Raw genomic sequence first — 12,952 nt, forward strand, 5'->3', positions numbered from 1 at the left:
ATCCGGGCTACCTGCATGAAAACGGTTTGCTGTCCTGCAGCATTCAATCGGGAAGAGTAAAATTATCGCTGTCGTTCATGCGCCCTGCGGCGCTTGCGGCGTCCTCGTACCCTTTTCCCCATCATGTCCGACGATTCCTGTAGTCCTGCTCCTGCGACCACGCCTGTGGCGCCTGCGCTCACGCGCGCCAAGGTCACCTCGCAAATCCTTTCCACCGCCTTCTATACCTTCGTGGTCTACCTGGCCATCGGCATCCCGATGGCGGTGCTGCCTGGCTATATCCACGTCGATCTGGGCTACAGCTCGGTGATCGCCGGACTGGGCATCAGCGTGCAGTACTTTGCCACCTTCATCAGCCGCGCCAATGCCGGTCGCATGATCGACACCGTCGGCGCCAAGCAGACCGTCATGCGCGGCATGCTGCTGTGTACCGGCAGCGGCGTGCTGCTGCTGGTCGCGGCGCTGGCGCAACCGTTGCCGTTCTTGAGCCTGGTCCTGCTGTTCGTCAGCCGCGCCTTGCTGGGCCTGGGCGAAAGCCTGGTCGGCACCGGCGCCATCATGTGGGGCATCGGCCGCGTGGGCGCCGAGAACACTGCCAAGATGATCTCGTGGAACGGCATCGCCACCTATGGCGCGCTGGCCATCGGCGCGCCGCTGGGCGTGATTCTCGATCGTTCGCTGGGCTTCGCGACCATCGGCATCGCCAGCGCAGCATTGACGCTGCTGGGCTTCCTGCTGGCGCGCCGCGGCCCGATGGTGCCGGTGATCCAGGGCGAGCGGCTGTCCTTCAAGCTGGTGCTGCGACGCGTATTCGCCTATGGCATGGGCCTGGCCTTCGGCACCATCGGCTTCGGTTCGATCGCGACCTTCATCACCTTGTATTACGCCGATCATCAATGGGGTAACGCGGCCTTCGCGCTGACGGCCTTCTCGACCGCGTTCGTCGGTTCGCGCCTGTTGTTCGCCAACGCCATCAACCGCTTCGGCGGCTATCGCGTGGCCATCGTCAGTTTCCTGACCGAAGCGGTGGGACTGGTGCTGCTGTGGGTGGCCGGCACGCCCGAAGTCGCCATGCTGGGCGCGGCGCTGACCGGTTTCGGTTTTGCGCTGGTGTTTCCGTCGCTCGGAGTGGAAGCGGTCAAGGTGGTGCCGGCGGCCAATCGGGGCGCGGCATTGGCGGCGTATTCGGTGTTTCTCGACCTGGCGCTGGGCTTCACCGGCCCGCTGGCCGGCCTGATCGTGGGCCAGCTGGGCTACCCGCAGGTATTCCTGTTTGCGGCGATTGCGGCGCTGGGCGCGGTGGCGCTGACCTTGTCGCTCTATCGCAGCGCGCAGCAAAATAGCTGATCCGGTCACAACGCCACACGCCAATGGGGCCGATAGCATCACCGCTATCGGCCCCATTGGTATTTTCAAGGGTAATTCTCGTTGAAATGCGGAACAGTTACCCCATCTGCAGAGTCATCACAGCGTCGCAAAAACAAGTCGCTGGCGCGATTTGCAATAGAATCGCGATGTCCGTCACCCACACATCCCCAAGGAGAGAAGAATGGCAAAGAAGAACGTAGCTGCCCCCGCGATCAACATCGGCATCAACGACAAGGATCGCAAGAAGATTGCCGATGGCCTGTCCAAGCTGCTGGCCGACACCTACACGCTCTACCTGAAGACCCACAACTTCCACTGGAACGTGACCGGCCCGATGTTCAACACGCTGCACCTGATGTTCGAAGGCCAGTACACCGAGCTGGCGCTGGCCGTGGACCAGATCGCCGAGCGCATCCGCGCCCTGGGCTATCCGGCACCGGGTTCGTACAAGGACTTCGCCCGCCTGTCGTCGATCCCCGAGGCTGACGGCGTGCCCAATGCGCAAGAAATGATCGCCCAGCTGGTGGCCGGCCAGGAAGCCGTCACCCGCACCGCGCGCTCGCTGTTCCCGGCAGTCGACGCCGCCGCCGATGAGCCGACCGCCGACCTGCTGACCCAGCGCATGCAGCTGCACGAAAAGAATGCATGGATGCTGCGCAGCCTGCTGGAAGGCTGAGCGCCTGCCGCATCAGCACATCAGCGTCATCGAAATGCTGCCCCGCCTGACGGCCGGGCAGCATTTTTTATGGCATCACGGGCATCATGGACGATATAGTGCGACCAGCTCGCGCGTCTTGCGCTCGTGCTCCGGCACCAGGTAGACGCTGCTGATGACGGCCACCATATCGGCCCCCTGCGCCACCAGCGGGGCGGAATTCTCGAGCGTGATGCCGCCGATCACCACCACCGGCAACGGGATCTCGCGCTTCGATTGGGCGATGATTCCGGGCTCGGTACGGAAGTCATACTGCTTGACCCGCGACGGATAGAAACCGCCGAAGGCGACATAGCTGGCGCCGTCTTTCCAGGCCGCGTGCGCCAGCGCCAGCGTGCCGTAGCAAGAGGCGCCGACAATCCGCTCCGGTCCCACCGCATGTCGCACCTCCGCAATCGAGGCGTCGGTGCCGCCCACATGGATGCCATCGGCATCGAGCGCGTTGCACAGCGCGACATGGTCGTTGATGACCAGCGGCACGCCGTGGCGGCGACACAGCGCCAGCAGCGCCCCGGCCTGCTCCAGGCGCAACGCCGGCGATGCCGTCTTGTGGCGGTATTGCACCAGCGCCGTGCCCTGGTTCAATGCCAGCTCGGTGGCGGCCAGTAATTGCTCGGTGTCGTCCCAGTCCGGGGTGACGATATACAAGCCCCGCAGGTGCTTGGCATAAGCTGGATTCATGGTGTGATCTCCTGCCGCTCAGGCGGCATCGAAAATGGCGACGCGATCGGGAATCCGCTGCCCCGGCGCGATCGCATAAGAGCACGACAGGCTGTGCTGGGTATAGCGCTGCGCCAGCACGATGGCGTCCTGCATGGACAGGCCGCGCGCCAGGCATGCCGACAGCGCCGCGGCCAGCGTGCAACCGCTGCCGTGGAATTCGTCGGGCAGGCGCGGCCATTGCCAGCGACCCAGCTCGTCGGCCGCTGCCGCGCCGTACCAGCGATTGACCACATCCTGTTCTTGCGGCCCGTGTCCGCCCTTGAGCAGCACATTGGCGCAGCCGCGCTGCAACAGCGCCGCCGCCTGGGCCTGTGGCGCGCCATCGCCGCACAGGCGACGCGCTTCGTTGAGATTGGGCGTGATCACGGTGGCCAGCGCGAACAACGGCTCCAGCACGCGCGCCGCATCATCCTTGGAAAGATTGTCGCCGCGGCCATTGGCCAGCACCGGGTCGAGCACCACCGGCAAGTCCGGACTGCGCGCACGCAACTGGCGGATCAGGTCGGCGATCACTTCGGCATTGGCCAGGCTGCCGGCGATGCCCAGCTTGACGGCGGCGATATCGAAGCGGTCGATCAGCACCTGGGCCTGGTGGCGCACCAGCTCGGGTGACACCGGATGCACCGCAAACACGGCCACATTGTCTTGCACCGTGAGTGCGGTGGGCACCGAGAGCGGGTGAGCGCCGAGCGCGCTGATGGCCGGGATATCGGCCTGCATGCCGGCACCGCCGCTGGGATCCGATCCCGAGAAGACCAGCACGCACGGCGGCGTGGCGCGATACGACTGCGCGCTCATGCCACCCGGCCGGCCATCGGCGAGGATGGCGAAGCAGCAAACTTGCGGGCGATGCGTCCGGCCAGGAAAGCCTCGCGCCCGGCCTGCACCGCCAGCTTCATCGCATGCGCCATGCGCACCGGATCGCGGGCGCCGGCAATGGCGGTGTTCATCAACACACCATCACATCCCAGTTCCATGGCGATGGCGGCGTCGGATGCCGTACCCACCCCGGCATCCACCAGCACCGGCACCCGGGCCTGCTCGATGATCAGCGACAGGTTCCACGGATTGAGGATGCCCATGCCCGAGCCGATCAGCGACGCCAGCGGCATGACTGCGGCCACCCCCAGGTCTTCCAGCATGCGCGCCTGGATCGGGTCGTCGCTGCAATAGACCATCACGTCGAAACCGTCCTTGACCAGCACTTCGGCCGCCTTCAGGGTTTCGGGCATGTTGGGAAACAGGGTCTTCTCGTCGCCCAGCACTTCCAGCTTCACCAGTTGCCGTCCGCCCAGCAGCTCACGCGCCAGTTGCAGCGTATAGATCGCATCCTCGGCGTTGTAGCAGCCGGCGGTATTGGGCAGGATCGTGAATTGCGACGGCGGCACCGCGTCCAGCAGGCTGGGCGCGTTCGGGTCCTGGCCAATGTTGACGCGGCGAATCGCCACCGTGATGATCTCGGCGCCGCTGGCGATGGTCGCCGCGCGGGTCTGTTCGAGGTCCTGGTACTTGCCGCTACCGACCAGCAGGCGCGAGCCGTAGGTCTTGCCGGCGATGGTCAGGCCCGGTTCCTGTTGCAGGACGGGCGTGTCGTTCATGTTCATTTCAATTTCCTTTCGAAAATGGGCGGCGCTCAACCGCCGCCGATGGCCTTGACCACGTCTACCAGGTCGGCCTCTTCCAGCAGGTAGGCGCCCCATTGCGGGGCCGGCACCACACGCCGGTTGACCGCTACCGCCACGGCGCGGCCACCCAGGTCGAGGCTATCGATCAGGTGCGCCACGGAGCGGCAGCTGGCGTCCAGCAGATGCGGCTTGCCATTGAGTTCGATGCGCAGGTTCATGTCACTGCTTCGAATAGATCTCGGCGCCCATCTTGACGAACTCGACCGCCTTGACCTGCATCCCCTGCTTCAATGCATCGATCTCGGAGATACCCTGCTTCTCGGCGTATTCGCGCACTTCCTGGGTGATCTTCATGGAACAGAAATGGGGACCGCACATCGAGCAGAAGTGCGCCACCTTGGCCGAGTCCTTGGGCAGGGTCTCGTCATGGAATTCGCGCGCCTTGTCAGGGTCGAGGCCGATGTTGAACTGGTCTTCCCAGCGGAACTCGAAGCGCGCCTTGGACAGCGCATTGTCGCGGATCTGCGCGCCCGGATGGCCCTTGGCCAGGTCGGCGGCGTGGGCCGCGATCTTGTAGGTGATGATGCCGTCCTTGACGTCGACCTTGTTGGGCAGGCCCAGGTGTTCCTTGGGGGTCACGTAGCACAGCATGGCCGTGCCGTACCAGCCGATCTGGGCCGCGCCGATGCCGGAGGTGATGTGGTCGTAGCCGGGGGCGATGTCGGTGGTCAACGGGCCCAGCGTGTAGAACGGCGCCTCGTGGCACTGCTCCAGCTGCAGGTCCATGTTTTCCTTGATCAGGTGCATCGGCACGTGGCCGGGGCCTTCGATCATCACCTGCACGTCGTGCTTCCAGGCGATCTTGGTCAGTTCGCCCAGGGTGCGCAGCTCACCCAGTTGCGCCTCGTCGTTGGCGTCGTAGATCGAGCCCGGACGCAAGCCATCGCCCAGGCTGAAGCTGACGTCGTAGGCCTTCATGATCTGGCAGATGTCTTCGAAGTGCTCGTACAGGAACGATTCGCGGTGGTGCGCCAGGCACCACTTGGCCATGATCGAGCCGCCGCGCGAGACGATGCCGGTCATGCGCGAGGCGGTCAGCGGCACGTATTGCAGGCGCACCCCGGCGTGGATGGTGAAGTAGTCCACGCCCTGCTCGGCCTGCTCGATCAAGGTGTCGCGGAAGATTTCCCAGGTCAGGTCTTCGGCTTTGCCGTTGACCTTCTCCAGCGCCTGGTAGATCGGCACGGTGCCGATCGGCACCGGCGAATTGCGGATGATCCACTCGCGCGTTTCGTGGATGTTCTTGCCGGTGGACAGGTCCATCACGTTGTCGCCGCCCCAGCGGATGGCCCAGGTCATCTTCTCGACTTCCTCGCCGATGGAAGAGGTCACCGCCGAGTTGCCGATGTTGGCATTGATCTTCACCAGGAAGTTGCGGCCGATGATCATCGGCTCGACTTCGGGATGGTTGATGTTGGCCGGGATGATGGCGCGACCGCGCGCGACTTCGTCACGCACGAACTCGGGCGTGATCTCGGCCGGGATCGAGGCCCCGAAGGACTGGCCGGGATGCTGGCGCCCCATCAGGGCCGACAGCTTGGCGCCCATCGGGCCGGACGCCTTCAACTGCTCCAGGTATTCCCGGCGCCGCATGTTTTCGCGGATGGCGACGAATTCCATCTCGGGCGTGATGATGCCCTGGCGGGCGTAGTGCATCTGCGTAACATTGCCACTGAGGTTGCCGCCGGCCTTGGCCCGGCGCGGCTTGCGGTGCAGGTTGAAGCGCAGCTCAGCCAGCGCCGGATCGTTCAGGCGCTGCTGGCCGTATTCGGAGCTCGGGCCATCCAGCTCTTCGGTGTCATTGCGCTCGACGATCCACGGCAGGCGCGGGGTGGACAGGCCGGCGCGGATGTCGATCTTCACGCTCGGGTCGGTATAGGGGCCGGAGGTATCGTAGACCGTGATCGCCGGGTTCTTCTCGGCGCCGAACATGGCCGGGGTGTCGGACTGGCTGATCTCGCGCATCGGCACGCGGATATCGGGGCGCGAGCCTTCGACGTAGATCTTGCGGGAATTGGGCAGTGGCTGTATCGCTGCCTCATCCACCGTGGCGGTGGCGGACAGGAACTTGGGATTGGCATTCATTTTGGCTCCTTTGCGGTTGGCTCGGAGCCAGCAAAGGAGGTTGCGGGAGAGAGCGTTCGCCCCGCCGGAAGGCGGTGGGTCGGACGTCTTGCTGCCGGTTGCTTCCCTTCGCTGGCATTATCCAGATCAGGTTCAAGGGTATTTCTCACCCGGCCAGCCTTGTTGCGGCTGCCAGGACCCCTAGCGGTACGACGGTGATGCGTGCTGCTTGTCGTGGGCCGGATTCTACACCTCTGTCCCGATCCCGCAAGCCATATCGTGCAGGTTTGCAATCCAGCAATATGGCCTGCGGATCGCGCCGGCGCGCCACGGGCGGCCTGGCTCCCTTATAATGGACGGTTTCGCAAAAACACACGTCAAATCATGGAATTAGCCAAGTCGTTCGAGCCTGCCGAGATTGAGAAATTCTGGCGCGAAGAGTGGGAAAAGCGCGGGTACTTCGCCGCCACCACCGCCCCCGAAAAGCCTTCGTTCGCGATTCAGTTGCCGCCGCCGAACGTCACCGGCACGCTGCACATGGGCCATGCGTTCAACCAGACCATCATGGATGGCCTGACCCGCTACCATCGCATGCGCGGTTTCAATACCGCCTGGATTCCCGGCACCGACCACGCCGGCATCGCCACCCAGATCGTGGTCGAGCGCCAGCTCGATGCGCAGAAGGTGTCGCGCCATGACCTCGGCCGCGAGAAATTCGTCGAGAAGGTATGGGAGTGGAAGGAAAAATCCGGCTCCACCATCACCGGCCAGATGCGCCGCATGGGCGCCTCGACCGACTGGGATCGTGAATATTTCACGATGGACCCGAAGATGTCGAAGGCGGTCACCGAAGTCTTCGTGCGCCTCTACGAACAAGGCCTGATCTATCGCGGCAAGCGCCTGGTCAACTGGGACCCGGTGCTGGGCACTGCGGTGTCGGACCTGGAAGTGGTGTCGGAAGAAGAAGACGGCTCGATGTGGCACATCCGCTATCCGCTGGCGGACGGCAGCGGTCACATCACGGTCGCCACCACCCGTCCCGAAACCATGCTGGGCGACGTCGCCGTTGCAGTCGATCCGACCGACGAGCGCTATGCTGCGCTGGTGGGCAAGATGCTGACGCTGCCGCTGGTGGGTCGTGAGATCCCCATCATCAAGGACGAATACGTCGACAAGGAATTCGGCACCGGCTGCGTGAAGATCACCCCGGCGCATGACTTCAACGACTATCAGGTCGGCGCTCGCCACAACCTGGAAAAGATCAGCATCCTGACGCTGGACGCCAAGATCAACGAGAACGGCCCCGAGAAGTACCAGGGCCTGGATCGCTTCGAAGCCCGCAAGCAGATCGTGGCCGACCTCGACGCGCTGGGCCTGCTGGAACTGGTCAAGCCGCACAAGCTGATGGTGCCGCGTGGCGACCGTACCGGCGTGGTGATCGAACCGATGCTGACCGACCAGTGGTTCGTGGCGATGAGCAAGCCGGCCCCGGAAGGCACTTACTTCCCGGGCAAGTCGATTGCCGAGACCGCACTCGAGAAGGTCGCCTCAGGCGAGATCAAGTTCGTGCCCGAGAACTGGAGCAACACCTACAACCAGTGGCTCAACAATATCCAGGACTGGTGTATTTCGCGCCAGCTGTGGTGGGGCCACCAGATCCCGGCCTGGTACGACGAAGACGGCAAGATCTATGTGGCCCGCACCGAAGCCGAAGCGCTGGCGCAGGCCGGCGGCAAGCCGGTCAAGCGCGACGAAGACGTGCTCGACACCTGGTTCTCGTCGGCGCTGGTGCCGTTCTCGACCCTGGGCTGGCCCGAACAGACGCCTGACTACAAGCTGTTCCTGCCGTCGACGGTGCTGGTGACGGGCTTCGACATCATCTTCTTCTGGGTGGCACGCATGGTCATGATGACCACGCATTTCACCGGCCAGGTGCCGTTCGATACCGTGTACGTGCACGGCCTGGTGCGCGACGGCAGCGGCCAGAAGATGTCGAAATCGAAGGGCAACACGCTGGACCCGATCGACCTGATCGATGGCATCGGCGTGGACGAACTGGTGGCCAAGCGCACCGTCGGCCTGATGAATCCGAAGCAGGCCACTGCCATCGAAAAGGCGACCCGCAAGGAATTCGCCGACGGCATCCCGGCCTTTGGCACCGATGCGCTGCGCTTCACCTTTGCCTCGCTGGCGACGCTGGGTCGCAACATCAACTTCGACCTCAGCCGCTGCGAGGGTTACCGCAACTTCTGCAACAAGCTGTGGAACGCCACCCGTTTCGTGCTGATGAACACCGAAGGCCAGGACTGCGGCTTCGATGGTCACGTCAAGGGCGTGTGCGACAAGGAGCAGTTGCAGTTCTCGCAGGCGGATCGCTGGATCGTGTCGCTGCTGCAGCGTACCGAGGCCGAGGTCGAAAAGGGCTTCGCCGACTACCGCTTCGACAACATCGCCACCGCCATCTACAAGTTCGTCTGGGACGAGTACTGCGACTGGTACCTGGAAATGGCCAAGGCGCAGATCCAGAACGGCAACGAGGCACAACAGCGCGCCACCCGCCGTACCCTGCTGCGCGTGCTCGAAACCGTGCTGCGCCTGGCGCACCCGGTGCTGCCGTTCATCACCGAAGCGCTGTGGCAGAGCGTGGCGCCACTGACCGATCGCAAGCCCGATGCGGCGGGCGACTCGATCATGCGCCAGAAATATCCACAGCCCGACCTGGAAAAGATCGACGCCGAGGCCGAAGCCTGGATGGCGCAGTTCCGCCTGTTGACCGACGCCTGCCGCAACCTGCGTGGCGAAATGCAACTGGCGCCGTCCTTGCGCGTGCCCCTGATCGTCGAAGCGGCCGACGCCGCATCGGTGCAGTCGTTCCTGCCCTACCTGCAGGGCCTGGTGCGCCTGTCGGAGACGCAGGTGGTGAGCCAGTTGCCGGAATCGCCGGCGCCGGTGGCCATCGTCGGCGAGATCAAGCTCATGCTCAAGGTCGAGATCGACGTCGCCGCCGAGCGCGAACGCCTGGGCAAGGAAATCACCCGCCTGAGCGGCGAGATCGTCAAGGCGCAAGGCAAGCTGTCCAACGAAAGCTTCGTGGCGCGCGCGCCTGAAGCCGTGGTGGCGCAGGAGAAGGAACGCCTGGCCAACTTCGGCGCGACTGTGGATAAGTTGAAAGAGCAGTTGGCGAAGCTGAAGTAACTTTTCGCTTCGTCGCCGATGAAAGCCGTCGTCCTGTGCAGGACGGCGGCTTTTTTCTTGCCCAAGGAACGGGGCTTGCCCAAAGCCCTGGCGTTGTCTACACTGATCTCAAAAAATTAGAACAATCGTGCTTTTATTAAATAACGATATTCATTGGAGACAACCATGACCAAGCGCACCCCCATCCATTGCCTCGTCCTGCTCACCGGCCTGCTGGCCGCCACCTGCGCCCTGGCCGACGGCTCGCCGGTAGGCCTGTGGAAGAACATCGACGACGCCACCGGCAAACCCAAGGCGCTGGTGCGCATCACCGAGAGCAACGGTGAACTGTCTGGCAAGATCGAGAAGCTGTTCCGCGCCCCCGACCAGGACCAGAACCCGCTGTGCGAGAAGTGCGAAGGCGACCTGAAGGGGCAGCCGATCATCGGCCTGACGGTGCTGTCGGGCCTGAAGAAGGATGGCGACGAGTACAGCGGCGGGCAAATCCTCGACCCCGCCAATGGCAAGATCTACAAGAGCAAGCTGACGGTGCTGGACGACGGCAAGAGACTGAATGTGCGCGGTTACGTCGGTATGCCGATGCTGGGTCGTACCCAGACCTGGGTGCGCGAAGAGTAGGACCTGGTTTGCCGAACGGCAAGCGTTGCTCCCCCCGATATAACTTGCTAGTCTGCGTGACAGGGGAATGCAGGCTACGCCCGATCGGGGGATCAAATGTTGCCATTGTTTCGTTCGGCCATGCTGCGGCTGCCGACATGCTTCTTGGCGTGCCTGCTGGCATGCCTTCACCTCAATCCACTTCAAGCGCAGGAAAACAGGGAAGTCACCATCGCCTTCGTGGGCCCGATGGATGACCCCGATGCCGCCAGCGGCGCGCAAGCGGCCCAGATGGCAATCGATGAGATCAACGCCGCCCGGCCACGTGGCGCGCTCGCATTGCGACTCAACGTGCAGAACGACAAGGCCGATGTGCGCCTGGCGCAATACTTTGCCCGCTACCTGAGCAAGACCGATGCCGTAGCCGTCATCGGCCACTGGACCAGCACCGCCAGCATCGCTGCGGCGCCGATCTACACCGAAGCGGGCATCGCACAATTGGCGCCGATCTCGTGGAGCAGCCTGTTCTCGATGCTGCCCGGTCAGAATCACTTCCAGGGCGTGGGCAGCGATGACAGCGCCATGCGCCATACGCTGCAATACCTGATGCCACGGCTGTCGCTCAAGAAAATCATGGTGATTGATGACAGCGCCGTGCTGGGCGTGGCCATGGCGGACTCGTTCGAGAAATACGCGCGGGCCGCCGGCATCGATGTGCTGCGCCAATCGGTCAGCACCCAGACGTCCGACTTCAATCCGCCGTTGCTGCTGGCCAGGCAGGAACGTCCCGAACTGATCCTGTTTACCGGCCGCGGCACCCAGAGCGCGGTGATCGCGCGCAACCTGAAGCGCCTCGGCATCACGGCCAAATTGCTGCTGACCGGGCCGGTGGTCTCATCCCAGTTCCTGGAAAGGACCAGCCACACGGATGAAGACATCTATGCCATCGTGCCCGGCCTGCCCAAGGAAAACAGTGGAAGAATGGAGGTGTTTCGGAAGCGCTATACGGCATTGTTCCATCGCGAACCGGCGCCGTTTGCGATGTTCGCCTATGACTGCGTGTACGTGATGGCGGCTGCCATCCGCCTCGCAGGCGTGCCGGAGCGGCAGCGCATCATCGGCGCGTTGCGGGAGGTCAGCCACAATGGCCTGATGCAGCCCATGGCCTTCAACCCTGATGGCACCCTCAAGAATCCGGTATTTACCCTGTATCAGACCGAACAGGGTCGCTGGGTGGTGCGCAAGCTGGTCAAGGCCGGCAACTGACTCGCCGAAGGCTATTGCGCGGTCGCCGCCGGCGGCTTGCGCTGCGCCACCAGGCGGTCGAGCACGCGCGCGAATGCGCGGCCGTCGGCGGCACTGAAGGCGGCCGGACCGCCGGTTTCGACGCCGCTGCTGCGCAGCTCTTCCATGAAATTGCGCATGCCCAGGTGTTGGCCGATATTTTCGCGGGTGTACATCTCGCCGCGCGGGTTGAGCGCGCTGCCGCCCTTCTCGACTACGGCCGCAGCCAGCGGGATATCAGCTGTGATGACCAGGTCGCCGGCGTCTGTCAGGCGCACGATTTCATTGTCGGCCACGTCGAAACCGGCCGGCACCACGATCGACTTGATATACCGCGAAGGGGGTGTGCGCAGACTGCGATTGGCCACCAGCGTCACCACGATGCCGGTGCGGTCGGCGACCCGGAACAGCATGTCCTTGATGACGCCGGGACAGGCATCGGCGTCGACCCAGATGTTCATTGGAATGACTTAGACAAAAGAAACCGTCAGCCCCGGCAAGGTCACGCTCGAAAAGGCCGAGACCCAGGTCTGGCCCGGCTCGATCGGCAGGGCATCGGTCCAGGTGCCGGTGGTGATGATTTCACCCGCCTGCAGGCGACGGAAGCGCGATTGCTTCTGCAGCAGCTGGTGCAGGTGCCACAGCGCATGCAAGGGGCTGTCCATCTCGTCGTTGCAGAAACCGGCGGCCCGCAACACGCTGGACGACTTGGTATTGCACGACAGCGACACGGTGGCGCTGGCCAGAATCTGCGGCAGGTGATGGCGGGTGGCCGATGACAGCACATGCGGCTCGCCGATGATCAGCGTGCCGTGCAAGCCGAAGGCGGCAATCGAATCGGCGACTGTGAATTCCCACTTCTCGAACGGGCACACCACGATCTCGAAGCCGTGCGCCATCCACTCCAGGCAATCCGCCAGTTCATCCAGCGAAGCGTTGGGCGCCGGGGTCTTGCCCAGCTTGAAGACGATCTCGGGTTCGATGCGCGGCTGCACGGCGCCGGCCAGCGATTGCAGGCCATGATTGTCGTCGGCAAAGCGCACGGTGGTATCGAAGACCGGCGACCAGATCGGCGTGCGTGCATCATCGGTGACGCCGTAGCGCGACCAGGACTTGTGCACCGAAAAACCGATCTTGCGACCGATCGGCTGCTCACCTTGCGCCACCCGGATGTTGCGAATGCTGTGGGCGATGTCGTAGGCGTCGTCGATCGACAACGTCTCGGTCTTGGAAATCAGAGGGATGAGCCGGGAATTGGCCCGCGCATCGAGCAGTTGATGGGCGTAACGGCTTGCTTGGCTCGACATTAGCATGACAGGCT

General features: G+C 63.7%; 12 protein-coding genes and 1 riboswitch. Of the genes, 5 read left to right on the forward strand and 7 right to left on the reverse strand.

Annotated features, from left to right (window positions below):
* The first annotated feature begins 123 nt into the window (after positions 1–123).
* Together LBW87_RS09560 and LBW87_RS09565 are read left to right on the forward strand one after the other, a co-directional pair.
* Entirely contained in the window at positions 124–1,347 is a 1,224-nt protein-coding gene (locus LBW87_RS09560; protein ID WP_225201213.1) for an MFS transporter, read from the forward strand.
* 202 nt (positions 1,348–1,549) lie between these two features.
* Positions 1,550–2,044, forward strand: a complete 495-nt coding sequence (locus tag LBW87_RS09565) for a Dps family protein (RefSeq protein ID WP_225201214.1) — start codon at positions 1,550–1,552, stop codon at positions 2,042–2,044.
* Between the two features lie 84 nt (positions 2,045–2,128).
* Here the strand turns inward: LBW87_RS09565 and thiE are convergent, their stop codons facing one another.
* From thiE to thiC, 5 genes are read right to left on the reverse strand one after another with little or no spacing between them, the layout of a single operon-like run.
* Positions 2,129–2,764, reverse strand: coding sequence for a thiamine phosphate synthase (gene thiE, locus LBW87_RS09570; protein ID WP_225201215.1), 636 nt, complete (start codon positions 2,762–2,764; stop codon positions 2,129–2,131).
* Between the two features lie 18 nt (positions 2,765–2,782).
* Positions 2,783–3,604: a bifunctional hydroxymethylpyrimidine kinase/phosphomethylpyrimidine kinase gene (gene thiD, locus LBW87_RS09575; RefSeq protein WP_225201216.1), complete on the reverse strand. Its 822-nt coding sequence runs from the start codon at positions 3,602–3,604 to the stop codon at positions 2,783–2,785.
* Positions 3,601–4,410, reverse strand: coding sequence for a thiazole synthase (locus LBW87_RS09580; protein WP_225201217.1), 810 nt, complete (start codon positions 4,408–4,410; stop codon positions 3,601–3,603). The genes thiD and LBW87_RS09580 overlap by 4 nt, the downstream gene beginning before the upstream one ends.
* 29 nt (positions 4,411–4,439) lie before the next feature.
* Positions 4,440–4,649 (reverse strand): sulfur carrier protein ThiS, encoded by a 210-nt coding sequence (gene thiS / locus LBW87_RS09585; RefSeq protein WP_225201218.1) that lies wholly within the window; start codon positions 4,647–4,649, stop codon positions 4,440–4,442.
* 1 nt (position 4,650) lies between these two features.
* Positions 4,651–6,576, reverse strand: coding sequence for a phosphomethylpyrimidine synthase ThiC (gene thiC, locus LBW87_RS09590; RefSeq protein WP_225201219.1), 1,926 nt, complete (start codon positions 6,574–6,576; stop codon positions 4,651–4,653).
* An 86-nt stretch (positions 6,577–6,662) separates the two neighbouring features.
* Positions 6,663–6,768: riboswitch (TPP riboswitch) on the reverse strand.
* Positions 6,769–6,939: 171 nt separating this feature from the next.
* On the opposite strand from thiC, the gene LBW87_RS09595 reads away from it, so the two are divergent.
* The 3 genes from LBW87_RS09595 to LBW87_RS09605 all read left to right on the forward strand — a co-directional run bounded on the left by LBW87_RS09595 (position 6,940) and on the right by LBW87_RS09605 (position 11,613).
* On the forward strand, positions 6,940–9,750 hold the full coding sequence (locus LBW87_RS09595; protein ID WP_225201220.1) for a valine--tRNA ligase: 2,811 nt from the start codon (positions 6,940–6,942) through the stop codon (positions 9,748–9,750).
* A 165-nt stretch (positions 9,751–9,915) separates the two neighbouring features.
* The gene (locus tag LBW87_RS09600; protein ID WP_225201221.1) at positions 9,916–10,368 is read left to right on the forward strand and encodes a DUF2147 domain-containing protein; all 453 of its coding nucleotides are present in this window, start codon (positions 9,916–9,918) and stop codon (positions 10,366–10,368) included.
* Between the two features lie 96 nt (positions 10,369–10,464).
* The gene (locus LBW87_RS09605) at positions 10,465–11,613 is read left to right on the forward strand and encodes a branched-chain amino acid ABC transporter substrate-binding protein (RefSeq protein WP_225201222.1); all 1,149 of its coding nucleotides are present in this window, start codon (positions 10,465–10,467) and stop codon (positions 11,611–11,613) included.
* Between the two features lie 11 nt (positions 11,614–11,624).
* On the opposite strand, the gene LBW87_RS09610 is transcribed toward LBW87_RS09605, so the two are convergent.
* Both LBW87_RS09610 and LBW87_RS09615 read right to left on the reverse strand, forming a co-directional pair.
* The gene (locus LBW87_RS09610; protein ID WP_225201223.1) at positions 11,625–12,092 is read right to left on the reverse strand and encodes a YaiI/YqxD family protein; all 468 of its coding nucleotides are present in this window, start codon (positions 12,090–12,092) and stop codon (positions 11,625–11,627) included.
* Between the two features lie 9 nt (positions 12,093–12,101).
* Positions 12,102–12,944, reverse strand: coding sequence for a 2-keto-4-pentenoate hydratase (locus LBW87_RS09615; RefSeq protein ID WP_225201224.1), 843 nt, complete (start codon positions 12,942–12,944; stop codon positions 12,102–12,104).
* Positions 12,945–12,952: the final 8 nt, after the last annotated feature.

Origin of the sequence: Herbaspirillum sp. alder98 (assembly GCF_020179755.1) — a bacterium.
Lineage (GTDB): Bacteria > Pseudomonadota > Gammaproteobacteria > Burkholderiales > Burkholderiaceae_D > Herbaspirillum.